Annotated in this window: 12 protein-coding genes and 1 pseudogene; 11 read left to right on the top strand and 2 right to left on the bottom strand. The window is 46.6% G+C overall.

The annotated features are described in order from the left end of the window. The first annotated feature begins 43 nt into the window (after positions 1–43). Positions 44–817 (top strand): annotated as a pseudogene (locus tag QQ055_RS09165) (DUF1350 family protein). 379 nt (positions 818–1,196) lie between these two features. Beyond that, positions 1,197–3,404, top strand: coding sequence for a GumC family protein (locus QQ055_RS09160; RefSeq protein ID WP_284477120.1), 2,208 nt, complete (start codon positions 1,197–1,199; stop codon positions 3,402–3,404). Between the two features lie 180 nt (positions 3,405–3,584). Here the strand turns inward: QQ055_RS09160 and QQ055_RS09155 are convergent, their stop codons facing one another. Continuing rightward, positions 3,585–3,722: a hypothetical protein gene (locus QQ055_RS09155; RefSeq protein WP_286004596.1), complete on the bottom strand. Its 138-nt coding sequence runs from the start codon at positions 3,720–3,722 to the stop codon at positions 3,585–3,587. 147 nt (positions 3,723–3,869) lie between these two features. Here QQ055_RS09155 and QQ055_RS09150 point away from each other — a divergent pair, with 147 nt between their 5' ends. From QQ055_RS09150 to QQ055_RS09125, 6 genes are read left to right on the top strand one after another with little or no spacing between them, the layout of a single operon-like run. After that, a complete protein-coding gene (locus tag QQ055_RS09150; protein WP_284477121.1) occupies positions 3,870–5,159 on the top strand; it encodes a lipopolysaccharide biosynthesis protein in 1,290 nt (429 codons plus the stop codon). Continuing rightward, positions 5,156–5,950 carry a glycosyltransferase family 2 protein gene (locus tag QQ055_RS09145; protein WP_284477122.1) on the top strand — a complete coding sequence of 265 codons (795 nt, stop codon included), beginning with the start codon at positions 5,156–5,158 and terminating at the stop codon, positions 5,948–5,950. The genes QQ055_RS09150 and QQ055_RS09145 overlap by 4 nt, the downstream gene beginning before the upstream one ends. A 26-nt stretch (positions 5,951–5,976) precedes the next feature. Beyond that, complete coding sequence (locus tag QQ055_RS09140) at positions 5,977–7,164, top strand: glycosyltransferase family 4 protein (RefSeq protein WP_284477123.1); 1,188 nt, start codon at positions 5,977–5,979, stop codon at positions 7,162–7,164. A gap of 34 nt (positions 7,165–7,198) precedes the next feature. Next, complete coding sequence (locus QQ055_RS09135; protein ID WP_284477124.1) at positions 7,199–8,473, top strand: O-antigen ligase family protein; 1,275 nt, start codon at positions 7,199–7,201, stop codon at positions 8,471–8,473. Next, entirely contained in the window at positions 8,466–9,764 is a 1,299-nt protein-coding gene (locus tag QQ055_RS09130; protein ID WP_286004595.1) for a cellulase family glycosylhydrolase, read from the top strand. Before QQ055_RS09135 ends, QQ055_RS09130 begins: the two co-directional genes overlap by 8 nt. Next, a complete protein-coding gene (locus QQ055_RS09125; protein WP_284477126.1) occupies positions 9,761–10,966 on the top strand; it encodes a glycosyltransferase family 4 protein in 1,206 nt (401 codons plus the stop codon). The genes QQ055_RS09130 and QQ055_RS09125 overlap by 4 nt, the downstream gene beginning before the upstream one ends. Here QQ055_RS09125 and QQ055_RS09120 read toward each other — a convergent pair. Beyond that, on the bottom strand, positions 10,963–11,775 hold the full coding sequence (locus QQ055_RS09120; RefSeq protein WP_349775339.1) for a WecB/TagA/CpsF family glycosyltransferase: 813 nt from the start codon (positions 11,773–11,775) through the stop codon (positions 10,963–10,965). The two genes, QQ055_RS09125 and QQ055_RS09120, sit on opposite strands and share 4 nt — an antisense overlap. Positions 11,776–12,625: 850 nt before the next feature. On the opposite strand from QQ055_RS09120, the gene fmdA reads away from it, so the two are divergent. From fmdA to QQ055_RS09105, 3 genes are all read left to right on the top strand, one after another. After that, positions 12,626–13,813 (top strand): formamidase, encoded by a 1,188-nt coding sequence (gene fmdA / locus QQ055_RS09115; RefSeq protein WP_283358129.1) that lies wholly within the window; start codon positions 12,626–12,628, stop codon positions 13,811–13,813. Between the two features lie 59 nt (positions 13,814–13,872). After that, a complete protein-coding gene (locus QQ055_RS09110) occupies positions 13,873–14,133 on the top strand; it encodes an FmdB family zinc ribbon protein (RefSeq protein ID WP_283358130.1) in 261 nt (86 codons plus the stop codon). A 93-nt stretch (positions 14,134–14,226) separates the two neighbouring features. Then, positions 14,227–15,126: an alpha/beta fold hydrolase gene (locus tag QQ055_RS09105; protein WP_284477128.1), complete on the top strand. Its 900-nt coding sequence runs from the start codon at positions 14,227–14,229 to the stop codon at positions 15,124–15,126. Positions 15,127–15,142: the final 16 nt, after the last annotated feature.

The following is a 15,142-nucleotide window of genomic DNA, read 5'->3' as shown; positions in this document are numbered from 1 at the left end:
TACACTAAGAGTATTGCGAAGGATTAAAGACAGGGCTGGGTTAATGGATTGGCAGGAAGTTGCAGGAAACTGGGTGATTATTCCCCGTCACCCTATTGCGATCGTACATTTTTAGGGGCGCTTTTGTGGCCACAGCCCCCAACTGACCTATCGGTGGTTGTTGGAACAGTTAGCCCATCAAGGTTATGCGATAATTGCGACGCCGTTTGTCAATACTCTCGATCATGGCGCGATCGCCCGGTCGGTGTTAAATAGTTTTGAAACCGCCTTAGACCGCTTGCAGGCCACTGCAGCGATGCGACGGCGCTATCTCCCAATTTATGGTTTGGGTCATAGTATGGGCTGCAAGCTACACTTGTTGATTAACAGCCTGTTTGAGGTGGAACGGGCGGGCAATATTCTGATTTCTTATAATAATTACCCCGCGAGTCAGGCGATTCCTTTTATCCAGCAGTTCAATATTAATCCGGCTTTTAATGTGGAATTTACGCCGGGGCCGATAGAAACGAATACGCTGATTGCCGAATCGTACCCCATTCGCCGCAATCTGTTGGTGAAGTTTACCAACGATACCATTGACCAAACCACCAATCTTTTTGAAATTTTGCAATACCGCTATGCCAATATGGTGAGTTTGCAAATTTTACCGGGAAGCCATGTGACGCCCTTGGGACAAGATATCGCCTGGGCAACGGGTCGAGAGTTTACGGCATTTGATGCCCTTGGACAATGGGTAAAGCAAGAGTTTCTCTACCGCGAACAACTGCAACTCAAGAAAGAAATTATCCGCTGGTTAAATCCGGCCCTTCCAGGGTAAAGGGGCGATCGCGACTTCCCCTAAATTACGGTGTTAAAATAGATACCTTAGAAAACTCTAAGATGGGGATTACCCTCGCGAGGGGAGAGACTATGATTGAGAGGAACGTTTTAAGGCATTTTTGCGCCTTGGGGACTGTCTGCCCAAACCCTTATCCTTTCATCCTCAATTCAACCTGAGCCTTCTTTAGAGCCTCTCACCCTGGGGCTACCGCGTATCTACCCAGATATCTCCTCTATTTTGGGGGGATTGCTCAACTCACTTGTTCATCACAGCCGCTTGAAACGAGAGTGTTGCGATCGCTTTTAGTTCATTGCTTCAGGCATGTATTTATTGAAGTTTATCAGCATCTTTTTGAATCAAAATTGGGCATTTCAATATGACACATCTTGAAGACTCGGATGCAATAGACTTAAAGCAATATGGATTAGTCTTTAAGCGGCGCTTCTTCCCCGCTGTGATTGTTTTTTGTGCAGCAATTGGGGCAACAGCGGCAATTACTTTTTTACAAAAGCCAACTTATCAAGCCCAAGGCGAACTTTTATTTAAGAAAAATAATGTCACCACTAATGTGACTGTGGTCGGTAAAGAAGTTCCCGAAATTCATTCGCCGCCCACAAATCCTTTAGATACTGAAGTGGCAATTGTGCGTTCTGTAGCGACTTCGGAAGGGGTAATGCAAGCCCTGGATCTTAGAGATGAAGAAGGTCAACCGCTGAAACGTAAAGACTTTTTAAGACGCTTGTCTATTTCGACCTTAAAGGATACCGATGTCTTGCAAATCTCCTTTAAAAGTAACGATCCTCAAGAGGCGGTAGATGTCGTTAACCGCTTAATGCAATTTTATCAGGAAAACGACATTCAAACCAATCGCGCTCAAGCAGCAGCCGTGCGGCGGTTTATTGAAGAACAACTCCCTAAAAGTGAATTTACTGTTCAAGAAGCTGAGGCAAATTTGCGCGTTTTCAAAGAAAATAATCGAATTGTAGCGCTCGATCAAGAAGCGAGTGCAACCGTTACCCTTCTGGGGGGACTCGAAGGCGAGATTACTCAGGCAAAAGTTGCTTTAAACAGTGCCAATACGCGCGTAGCTGCGCTGCGGAGTCAAACGGGAATTGATAGCCAGCAAGCAATAGCGCTGAGTGCCTTAAGTCAATCTGAAGGGGTACAAAAGGCGATCGCGGAATTACAAGCCATTGAAAATCGTCTAGAATTAGAACGGAGTCGCTTTCTAGATGAAGCCCCAATTATTATCGATCTCGAAACCAAGCAAGCCCGCCTGAGAGGAGTTTTAGAAAGGCGAATTATTGAAGTTTTAGGGAATTCCCCAGGCGCGATCGCTCCAGGGAATTTGCAAATGGGACAATTGCAACTCGACCTCATGCAACAGTTAGTCAATTCTGAGGTTGACCGCTTGGTGGTGAATAGTCAACTCAACGAATTGCTCAACGAGTATGCAATTCACAAACAACGGGCGAATGCGTTACCCCGACTGCAAGAATCCCAAAGAGATTTAGAACGTCAAGTGGAGGTGGCGCAGTCTACCTATCAAACCCTATTGACGCGATTGCAGGAAGTGCGGATTGCTGAGGAACAAAATATTGGAAATGTTCGCGTCATTCAAGCGGCGGTATTTCCTGAAAGACCGATTGCTCCCCAGAAGAAAATTAACTTTGGTTTGGGTGGAGTGGTGGGGATCTTTTTAGCGGTTGTCGCTGCGTTGGTGTTGGATGCGAAGGATACTCGCATTAAAACGGTACGCGAGGCGCGAGAGTATTTGGGTTATACGCTATTGGGGATTATTCCCAATTTTGAGAAGATTGATAAGGGCTTGTCCTATGGTAAGGATGGGGAACGGGTGAAGCCAAAACTGCCGGTGAAGGATGCGCCGCGATCGCTAATTAGCGAATCCTACCGGATGTTATACGCCAACCTCAAGTTTCTGGGTTCAGACCGTCAGGTTCGGGTGATTGCAGTGACGAGTGCTATCCCCAAGGAAGGGAAATCGACGGTTTCGGCGAATTTAGCCTTGGCTATTGCTCAATTAGGGTTCCGAGTCTTGCTGGTGGATGCCGATATGCGCCACCCCTCCCAACAGGCGTTTTGGGATACCCCGAAAACGGTGGGATTGAGCAATATTATTGTAGAGCAGGTCGATCCCCACGAGGCGATCGCGGAAGTGATGCCCCATCTATTTGTGCTAACCGCCGGATCGTTACCCCCCAACCCTCTCGCCTTGCTGAACTCGCGCCGGATGGCGGCGTTGATTGAGGATTGCGCTCAAACCTACGATTTTGTAATTTTGGATACACCTCCTTTGAGTGCGGCGGCGGATGCCCGGATTTTATCGGCCATGACGGATGGCATGTTAATTGTGGTACAGCCGCAACTAGTGGATGCAGCTAGCGCGATCGCCGCTAAGGAATTACTCGCCCAATCCGGTCAAAATGTTTTAGGGATGGTGATTAATAGCGTGAGTCCGGATAATGAACCCGACAGCTATTTCTACGCCAAAGAGTATCCAATGGGGGTGGACTATCCCTCGCCAACCTCCTCTAACTCTCGCCTCAAAGGGATGAAGTTATAGGGGGGAGCGGTTTGTTACAGTAAATCTAAGTATTGGTGAATTTTCAGTATTATTACGATGGAAGATTGCAAAGAAACGGTAAAGTGCAAGACCGAACTGAGCCGTAGAATTGCCCAAAGCATAGCAAAGACTTTCTTGAAACTCGCCGTTCTTCTACCTCTGTAATATACAGAACAACTTTCAGTCTACTTTCTCAGTATTAATATCTAGGCGATCGCGATCGAATGGCTTATACTGAGGGAGAGCGATCGCAGGTGCCAAGCTGGTTGACTGACAATCAAGATCGTCGTGTAGGTTGGGTTGAGGTACGAAACCCAACACAACTCTGGCTGCTATTAGGTTACGCTCACGCTAACCCAACCGACAACCGTTTTGTCAGTCAATTGGGGTTTCAGGGCGCTGAATTTACCCTTAGCTCTCAAATTCTTAAGCAAGGTAAAAATTGCTGTATTTTAGGTCAACAGTATGCAACATTTGCGAAGATTTTGGCAGCGATCCTCTCATGTGAAATGGGTACTTGCCGATCAAATTATTGTCAGCGGCATGAATTTTTTAACCGGCATTCTTCTAGCGCGTTTCTTGGGTTTAGAAGGATACGGACAATTTGTTTTACTCTATGCTATTTTCCTCTATGCCAATACCTTTCAAGTCGCTTTAATTGTGGCTCCGATGATGAGCATCGCGCCACAAATGCAGTTAGGAGAACCACGCCTTCAGTATATGAAAGGTACTCTAACATTGCAGATTGGGTTTACGCTGCTTCTGTGTTTGGGTCTGCTCATCTTAGGACAATTTGCCGATGTTTATTTTCCCCGATGGAACTTACCGCTTTATCAGTTTCCTCTAATTGCGAGTATCTTCAGCTTTCAACTCCAGGATTGGTTAAGACGATATTATTTTATTTATCAAAAAGGCAAATCAGTATTTTTTAATGACTCGATTAGTTATGGCGGACAAGTTATTGTTTTATTGGTTTTACATCACCTCAACCAATTCACCATCGAGCGCGTTTTTTGGGGAATTGCTTGTACTTCTGCCCTCGCCTTTGGAGTGGGTGCATTAATCGAAAAACTTGCCCTCAATCTAACCGATGCCCGTCAAGCATTCCAGAAAAGTTGGCACACCGGACGCAACCTGCTAGTGGCTGGACAGATACACTGGCTCGGTTCTCAGGGGATTTTAATATTAGGAGCAAGCTTTCTGGGAACGCGGGCAGCCGGGGGAATTCGCGCCGCTCAAAATATTGTCGGCCCGTTTAATATTTTGTTTCAGGCAATGGATAACTTTATTCCCGTTCAAGCGGCTCGTCAATATGCTGAAAAGCAGCTTATTGGCTTAGTGCAATACATGCAAAAAGTTTGCCTAGGTGGAGGGCTGCTTATTGCCTTACCTTGCGCCATCATAGCCGCCCTCTCTCCTTGGATTATGGAATTTGCCTATGGGGTAGAATATCGAGAGTTTGCGCCTCTGGTGATTTGGCAACTCGCGGCAGCTTTTGCGGTATTTTACCAACTTCAGGGTTTTTACTTCTATCGCACAATTCACCAAACCCGCATTATTATTTGGAATACGATTATTTCAACGACAGCCGCCCTATTGTTTACTTATGTTCTGGGACAATACTTTCAGGAAATCGGAATTGCGATCGCGCTTTTCATCGGTCAGCTATCGGGTTTGATATTTTTTGCGATCGCCATTTCCCATTATCTCAAAAAAACGCTAAACTCCACTTCAGCCCCAACTCTAAATTCATGAAAATTAGCATTATCACCCCCTCCTACAACCAAGGGCGATATATCGCAGATGCGATTGAAAGCGTTGCCCAACAAAACTATCCCCATCTAGAACATATTATCCTCGATGCCCAAAGCACCGACAACACCCTAGAGGTTCTGAAAAGCTACAACCACCTCCCCCACCTCAAATGGATTTCCGAACCCGATAAAGGTCAATCAGACGCCATCAACAAAGGCTTTCAAATGGCGACAGGCGATATCGTCGCTTGGTTAAACACTGACGACTACTACCTACCCGATACCTTCGCCAAAGTCGCCCACACCTTCACCCAACAGCCAGACGCCAGCATCGTCTATAGCGATACCCTACTCATCGACCAAAATAAACAACCGCTTCGGACTAAACAAGACCACATTTTTGATTACGGCGTTCTCCTCTACTACGGGTGTTATATTCAATCCACCACCACCTTTTTCAAAAAAAGCATTATCGACAGCGGACATTTACTCGATATCTCCTACAAAACCTGTATGGACTACGAATACTTTGTCCGACTGGCAAAACTAGGTTATCGCTTCGCCTACGTTCCCGATGTTTTCGCCGCCTTTCGCTGGCACGATACCAACATCAGCGTTGTCTATCCCCAAATTCGCCGCCAAGAAACCGTTAAAATCAAGCACCAATACGGCTATAAACTCACCTCTAATCAACCCTTACAAACCTTCCTGCACGACTGCACCTATTTTGCGTATTTAGCCAAACGACAACTGCTAAAGCGCACCACCCCTCGCCGCCTGCATCCAGCCTAAACCCTCTATAGCCCCTGTGTCTTCCTATGAACTCCCCTCAACCCATCCTCATCGCCACCTTAATGCGCGAACAGGGAGAAACTGGCGTCCAAACTTACTTTAATATGTTGCGGGATTACCTCGTTCAAATCGGTCGAGAAACCGCAATTATCACCCCTTTTTCTTACTTCTCTTGGCTCGTTATCCCTGTTTTTGCCCTCCGCAAACTCATCGATCCGCTGAATGGGGAATGGAGTGTATGGTGGTATCGTTACTGGCACTATTTTTTTCTCAAGCAGGCGTTAAAGCAGTCTCTACGAAATGCTGCCCAACCTGGAATTAATCCCCTCATCTATGCTCAATGTCCACTTTCAGCAAAAGCAGCTTTAGAAGTTCGTCAAAATCCTCAGCAAAAAGTGGTAATGGTCGTTCACTTTAATGTTTCTCAGGCGGAGGAGTGGGCAGAAAAAGGCAAAATACAGGTTAAGGGAAACCTTTATCGAACAATTCAAGAGTTAGAGGAAAAGATATTACCTCAACTCGATGGGATTGTCTATGTTTCTCAATTCATGCAATCTCAAGTAGAAACGCGAATTCCCGCCACTCAATCCTTGAATAAGATTTGTCTTCCCTGCTTTATTGCCAAACCAACTCCCTTAAATTCTCTAGAAAAAAAGCGCGACTTAATTAATATTGGCACCCTAGAACCTCGTAAAAATCAAGCGTACCTATTGGAGGTTCTCGCAGCGGCTAAAAAACAGGGTTTCCATTACTCTTTAAGCTTGGTTGGAGACGGTTCTGATAGAGCTAAATTAGCACAGCTTGCTGACACTCTAGGAATTACCGAACAAGTCAAATTTTGGGGATTTCAGCCGCAAGCCTCTCAACTTCTGGCTAGCCATCGCCTTTATGTTCATAGCGCCAAAATCGATAACTTGCCAATCTCCTTATTAGAAGCTTTAGCGTCGGGTTTGCCCGTACTAGCGGGAGACGTTGGAGGCATTTCTGAAATTTTCAATTCAGGAGTAGAAGGTTATTTTTGGACTTTAGATAACCCTGAGTTCGCAGCCAAGCAACTGATAGAAATCTTAGAGAATAAAAGCTTATATCAAGCATTGTCTCAAGCTGCTGAATCCCGCTTTCATGGCTGTTTTGAAACTGCTAAGATTGTAAATAAACTTTTGCTATTTTTTGACCAAATTAGCCTTTCTCAATCAAAACTCCAACTTCTCTAGAGATTAACAACTCATTGATTAGAATTTCGTCGAAATGCCCGAAAAAGCCTTGTCTTTTAGCGAAAATTTGCCCCAGAATCGGAAGAAATCAAGATTTGTTATCAAAATTGAAAGCCTAGCTTTTTGGTTTTGGTTCTTCTTGAGTATTGAAGGCTGTTTAACCTTTGTTTTCTTTCAAAGCAAACCTGCATTAGGAACAGCCGTTAGTTATTTACCCCCTATTAGTTTAGCGGGTTTTCTCCTATCGAGCTTATTAATCGGCGGACGATTGCGAAATCCAGAAATTTTTCAATCCTTTGCTGCTAAATGTTTATTGCTATTGACGGGATGGGCGGGGTTGTCGCTATTTTGGACAGGTGCAAGTCCTCGTTTCTCTGCAATGGGTTATTGGTTAACCTTGACATTGAAAATTGTAGTAGTTATTTTAACTTTTCTGCGGGCTGATATCGATAAAGTCGCAATAAAATCCTTACAAGGACTTGCTTGGGGAGGTCTGGTTTATGCTTTAGTTCCTTTCCTGTTTAATGCTAGAACAGTGGAAGGGCGTTTAGGACATGAACTCTTCTTACATCCGAATGATATTGGCAACCGCATGGCTATAAATTGCCTATGTACGATGTTTTTGGCGTTAGAAAGTTGGGGAACGACTAAACAACAGAAAACCTATTTATATTTTTTGATGTTTCAGCTTTTTACGTTATTAACGAGCTTGAGTAAAACATCGATAGCCGCTTTCTTGATTTCGGCTTTAATTTATATTTTTTGCAGTAAAATTAGCATCAAAAAAAAGCTAATGACCTTGGGAGGAACTAGCTTACTTCTAGCCGCCTCATTACCCACCTTGGGAAGATATCTCAACGAATATTTAAACGAACAACAGGGAGGAGAAGCCCTGACAACCGCATCAGGAAGAACAGTTTTATGGGAAATTGCCTGGGAAATGATTCAAGAAAATCCTGTTTGGGGATATGGCTATCAATCCTACCGCGATGTTGCTCCCCAAGTGATTGCCATTCGCCTCGTGCATCCCCACAATGAATGGTTAAATGTTTGGTTTAATTTAGGGGGCGTGGGTCTAATTTTAGGCATCCTCACCTATCTCGCTTACATTGGCTTAATTTGGCGAGCAAAGCAAGCTCAGTTACCGCAAGCTATTTTAGGGCTTTCCTTACTAGTTTACGTTTTAATTCGCGGGTTAACTGAAGCGAATGTTCCCGATTTTTTAGTCTATCCCTCTGTTTTAATGATGCTCCTCATTGGCTGGATGACTCCTCGAAAAACAGTGCGTTTAGGAAAAACTGATGATTAAACGATTGCGTTATAGCGGCTTATTTATTCTTTCGGTATTACTCTCGTTTTGTTTGCAGCAGCAAAGCTTGCCTTTTTTTGCTTCATCGGGCAATCCTTCTGTGTTTACCCCGGCTGCAAAACCGATTCCGGCGAGCCTATTTAACCTAAATCTGATTAACCTGGACTATGGGGCAAGTTGGCCGAGTATTCCTTTCCGAATTTGGCGTAACTTCTATGCAGATTGGCCGCTACTGGAACCCCGCCAGGGCGAGTGGAATTTTGCCACCCTTGACCGAGATATTGCCCTCGCCGAACAGCAAGGGGTAGAGGTGATGCTGATTCTCAAGGAAACGCCAACTTGGGCATCTGCCCGCCCAGAGGAACCGGGATGTTGCTACCCTAACCCGCCAAATGGGGCTGTGGCTGAAGCCAAAAATATTGAAGATTGGAAAAATTACGTCCGTACCGTGGCGACTCGCTACCGAGGGCGCGTCCGCTATTACGAACTGTGGAACGAACCGAATGTGCCGCGCTTCTATTCGGGGACAATTGAACAGTTGGTGCGCCTCAACCAAGCAGCTTATCAAGTCCTCAAACAGGTTGACCCAAATATTACGGTGGTGTCTTCTGGACTGTCTCCCTATGGCGAACATTTACGTTATTTTGAGCGATATTTAGCGTTGGGAGGGGGTCAGGCGGCGGATGTGAGTGGCTATCACTTTTATGTTGCGCCCCATGCCCCGGAGGCTATGCTACCCGTCATTCGTCACGTTCAGACGTTGATGGCGAAATACCAAGTGGCAGATAAGCCCCTATGGAATACTGAGATGGGGTGGAGAATGGAGAATTCCGACCAAAATATTGAGGATGAAACTTGGGCGGGAAGACCTTTGAATTCTAGGGATGCGGTGGCATATTTGGCGCGGTCTTATATTCTCAATTGGGCGGCTGGGGTAGAACAGGTTTATTGGTATGCGTGGGGTCATCGCAGTATGGGGCTAACGGATTATGACCTCAAGCGTCCGAAGGCAGTAGCCAGGGCTTATACAGAACTTCAGCATTGGTTGGTGGGTTCGACACTAAAGCAATGCGAAACCCGCCAACGGGCTTGGATTTGTCAGTTACAACGTTCTGATGGTTCGATGGCTTGGATTGTTTGGAATCCTAACCGCAATCAACGTTTGGAACTTCCCCCGGAATGGGGCGTTCGGCAAATGCGAGAGTTATCAGGAAAACGCCATTCTTTGGTCGGGCGCAATCATGTCAAGATGCATCCCACGCCGTTGTTGCTGGAGTCTCAACCGACATGAAGATTCTAATTTTGCATAACCGCTATCAGTATGCGGGGGGTGAGGAGGCGGTTGTCCAGGCGGAGAAGGTGTTATTGGAGGCGAAGGGTGATGAGGTTCGGCTGATAGAAACAACCAATGATGAAATTCAGGGAGTTGGGGGTAAGGCGAAGGCGGCGGTGAGTGCAATTTATTCGCATTCCGCCAAGCGGCGAGTGGGTGAGGAAATTCAATGGTTTTTGCCGGATGTGCTGCACGTACATAATTTTTTCCCGTTGCTGTCGCCGTCGGTGTACGATGCGGCGTGCGAGGCGCAGATTCCGGTGGTGCAAACGTTACATAATTATCGTTTGGGGTGTCCCAATGCGCTGCTGTTTCGCGAGGGGCGGGTGTGCGAGGAGTGTTTGGGGAAGGCGATTCCCTGGCCTGGGGTGAAGTATGGATGTTATCGCGGATCGCGATCGCAATCTGCTGTTACTGCTACCATGCTAGCGGCCCATACTTTGCGCCAAACTTGGCAAAACCGCGTCACTCGCTATATTGTGCTGACGCAGTTTCAAAAAAACAAAATGATTCAGGCGGGTTTACCCCCAGCCAAGCTTCAGGTAAAACCTAACTTTGTCGCACTCAGCGTTCAGGATACTCTCCAACGCCAACCGTTTGCTTTATATGTCGGTCGGCTTTCCATCGAAAAAGGGGTGCAAATCCTGATTCAGGCTTATCAATGCCGAAATCTCCAATTCCCCTTGAAAATTGTCGGGACTGGCCCTTTGCTAGAAGACTTGCAAAATCAAGTGAAGGCGGCAAATCTTCAGGACTGCATTGAATTTTTAGGTTGGCAAGAGAAAAGCACAGTATTGCACCTGATGCAATCTGCCCAATTTCTAGTTTTTCCATCGATTTGGTACGAACCGTTTGGTCTGAGTATTATTGAAGCGTTTGCGTGTAGTTTACCCGTGATTGTTTCTCGCCTAGGGAGTCTAGGGGAGATAGTCGAAAATCAGGTGACGGGCTTGCATTTTGAGGCAGGAAACGCGACAGACTTGGCCTCGAAGCTAGAATGGGCTGTTGCACATCCTCAAGCTTTGCGAGAAATGGGACGACGGGGAAATCAGGTGTATGCACGCTCTTATACACCAGACGCGAACTATGAGCAATTGCTAGCAATTTACCAACAAGCCATTCAAGTCGCAAAAACTCGTTCGTGCTTGCCAGGTGCTTAACCTTCAGTCGTGGGGGAATGCAACCGAGGGGCGTATTTAGCACTTAAAAGTTGTTTAATGGCGAGTTGAATAAACAGGCGGTTGCTGTGCCAGTAGCGTTGCGAGAGGCGACCGGGTTCGAGGGCAAGGCGATAGAGCCATTCTAACCCGGCTTTTTGCATCCAACGCGGGGCGCGGTTCTGAATGCCAGCATAGACGGTAAAAGCCCAACCTAAACCGAGCATGACGGCTTGGACTTTGTGTTTGTGTTGAGCAATCCACTGTTCTTGTTTGGGACAACCCAAGGCCAGAAAGACGAAGCCTGCACCACTGGTGTTAATTTGTTCGATGATGGCTTCGTCTTCTGATTCTGTGAGGGGACGAAAGGGGAGAGACTGCATACCCGCAATCTTTAAGTCGGGAAATTCTTGCTGGAGTCGGGTTCTAATCCGGCCTAGGGTATCATCATCTGAACCGAGGAAGAAGATGCTGATGCCCTGTAGGGAGGCGAGGTGACAGAGGGCGACGAAGATGTCAAGCCCCGCCACTCGGTCTTGCTCTTGGGTTCCTAACCAGCGCAACATCCAAACTAAAGGCATTCCATCGGGGGTTACGAGGTCTGCTTCTTGCAATACGGAAGCAAATTCAGGGTTTTGATAGGCTTCGGTCAGCATGTGAACATTCGCTACGCAGACGGTACGGCTTTCTCGCTGACGCGCCCAATCAGTCATTGTCTCAATTTGTACATTGAAGGGAACAGCTGTAACTGGGGTTTTCAGTACAATTTTACGGGGCAATTCCCGATGCTTAAGTGTTGCTACTGGGTTCATGGCAATAATACTGGGGGGATAGCTATTCATAATACACAAAAATATCCGCATTTACACTCAAGAAAGTAACCTTCTGTATACTCCTATCCGAGGAAATTACAGTTCCCAGACTTTTCTGTTCTTCGTATTTTTTCTCCGTTCGTTTAGTGATTGTACGGAGAAGTCTAGAAAACCTTAAAAAAGGCGATCGCGCTTACGGAACGCCCTAGTATTAAATGATGCGAACTGGCGGTACTAAAAAGCACGCTACCCAAATCAAAAGCAATTAAATAGTTTGAACTCTAAACTTTTAGGGTAGGGATGAGAGTCTATCTCTAGATCAAGCGATCGCCCCTAACTTTCCCCTACAATAAACCCAACCCTAGCGGAGAATACGGATTGTGAATAACCCGAATAAACCCGATAAAAACGTCATTAACGTCGAACCCGGAACCTTGCTCCTAATCGTGGTTGCGGTGTTGTTGCTTCCGCTGTTGGTCGCAGGCTTTGTTTCTCACTAGCATTTGCAAACTTAGATAAGCTTCCCCAATCCTACGGGGGTTGTCCAGATTCTCAAGCACTGTTCTACGGGGACGATAGTTTCGTGCTTTAGATTGTCCTGGGCCTGCATCCAGTATGGATTGAGAGCAGCCGCTTATTGATATTCCTGAATAGAGGATACAAGTTTACAAAAATTAGCTGGTTTTGTAAAAATAAATACAATTTCAGTTTCAGCTTTTTTACACTAATTTCTTGCGAGACAGATTACCAGATTTAAAACAAACTTTAGGTTTCAAACTGAATTCAAGACTTAAGATTATCTGAATGTAAATTCAAGAATTCAGCAGACTGTTGCTGAAGCGAGTAAACCATGCCAGAAGTTCTCTTCAAAATTGATTTAACCAAATCTATGTCCGAACAAGAAATTGTTGGACATAATCGCTGGCACCCTGATATTCCTGCTGTTGTTTCCGTTAATCCTGGCGATATTTTTCGGATTGAATGTAAAGATTGGACAGACGGACAAATCAAAAATGACGATAATCCAGACGATATTCGCGATGTCAAATTAACCGTCGTTCACGTTCTCAGCGGCCCCATTCATGTCAAGGGTGCCGAACCTGGAGATATTTTGGTTGTTGATATTCTCGACATCGGTCCTTTACAAGGCGATGAATGGGGATTTACAGGCATTTTTGCCCGCGAGAATGGCGGCGGTTTCTTAACCGACCACTACCCCAATGCCGCTAAAGCAATTTGGGATATTCAAGGCATTTACACCCAATCTCGTCATATACCTGGCGTGCGTTTTGCCGGACTCAGCCACCCCGGTTTAATTGGTTGCGCCCCCTCTCACGAACTTTTAGCGAAATGGAATAAGCGCGAAGCGGAACTCGTTCAAAAAGGCGGCCCGCCGTGGAAACCTGCTATTCCTCCCCTTGCGGCTTTACCGACTCCTGAAAATGCTGTTTTAGGGTCTCTGAAAGGGTCAGAATTTGAGAGAGTTGCGGCTGAAGCTGCCCGAACCGTTCCGCCTAGGGAACATGGAGGAAATTGCGATATTAAAAACCTCTCGAAAGGCTCGCGAATTTACTTCCCAGTTTATGTGGATGGGGCTAACCTTTCAATGGGCGATATTCACTTCTCTCAAGGCGATGGAGAAGTATCTTTCTGTGGCGCAATTGAGATGGCAGGCTACCTCGATTTGCATGTAGATATTATTAAAGGTGGGGTGGAAAAATATGGCATGATTAACCCTATCTTTAAACCCGGCCCGGTAGAACCGCGTTACTCTGAGTATTTGGTTTTTGAGGGAATTTCTGTAGATGAGTTTAGCGGCGAACAGTATTACTTAGATGCTCATGTCGCTTACCGTCGGGCTTGTTTAAATGCGATTGAGTATTTGAAAAAGTTTGGTTATACAGGCGAACAAGCTTATCTGCTTTTAAGCTGTGCCCCCGTTGAGGGTCGAATTAGCGGCATTGTTGATATTCCCAATGCTTGTTGCACCTTAGCTTTGCCAACAGAGATTTTTGATAAAAATATCTTGCCCACTTAAGGGGCCGATGCAATTGCTCAACCTTTGATTTGGCTAGATTCTCATTTCCTTCTAAACCTATGCCACTTTATGATTTTCGCTGCGAAACTTGCGGCAACTTTGAGAAATGGCGCAGCTTGGCGGAGTTAAGTACGCCGATGCACTGTCCCCAATGCAATGCAGTTGCCCAGCGTCTTTTCTCTCCTCCGATGATTCTGACGGGGAATCTGCGCCTGCGAAACGAACAGCCCGAACCGAAGCGAGTTCAACGCACCCAAGAACCTGAAACCCCGCGCAACCGCGAACATCGGGGGAGTCGTCCTTGGATGATTGGTCATTAAGGAAGGGGCGTCAGTTTTCTAGGACTTGCGATCGCCCTAACCCGTAGGAATGATTAAAATACGTTAAGTCCTATCATTTTCGTTCGCTTCGTAATGCAGACGCTGACTTCCTACACGGCCCCCCTTCCCGGCACCTATTGGCAATGGCGGGGCCACCGAATTTACTATGTTCGGGCTGGAGAACGCCATTCCCAACGTCCCCCCCTCCTGCTGGTACATGGGTTTGGGGCTTCCACTGACCACTGGCGGAAAAATCTAGCGGGCCTATGCCAAGATTTTGAAGTTTGGGCGATTGATTTGCTCGGCTTTGGACGCTCGGCTAAACCTCAGTTAGCCTATAGTGGCGACCTGTGGCGCGACCAACTCAGCGATTTTGTCACTCAGGTGATTCGCCAACCAGCGGTTCTCGCTGGAAATTCCCTGGGGGGTTATGCCTCGCTGTGTGCGGCTGCCCAATCTCCGGATACGGCGGCGGGTTTGATTCTGATTAACAGTGCAGGCCCCTTTACTCAAGCCCAAGCCGCCCCTCCTCCAGAACCGCTGAAAAAGTTATTGGGACAGGCTAGCCAAACCATGTTTCGCCAGCCTTGGGCGAGTTTCTTGTTATTTCAGTACGTCCGCCAAAAGTCGATGATTCGCAAGACGTTGCAAAAAGTCTACCTCGACCAAAGCGCAGTCACGGAACAGTTGGTTGAGGAGATTTATCGCCCGTCTTGCGATGTGGGGGCGGTGCAGGTGTTTGCCTCGGTGTTCAATACGCCCCAAGGGGAAAAGGTGGATGTATTGCTGAGTCAGCTTGCTTGCCCGCTACTGCTACTTTGGGGTGAGGCTGACCCTTGGATTAATGCCAGACAGCGCAGCGCCAAGTTCCGCCAGTATTACTCGCAGGTGGCTGAATACTTTTTGCAGGCGGGTCATTGTCCCCACGATGAAGTTCCGGATGCGGTCAATGGCTTAATTCGCGCTTGGGTCATCGAAAAGCTGATGGCTTAAGGTTTTGGGCAAACAT

The organism is Geitlerinema calcuttense NRMC-F 0142, assembly GCF_030285425.1.
Note: the sequence above shows the minus strand (reverse complement) of the source record. Positions and strands in the feature narration are given on the sequence as shown.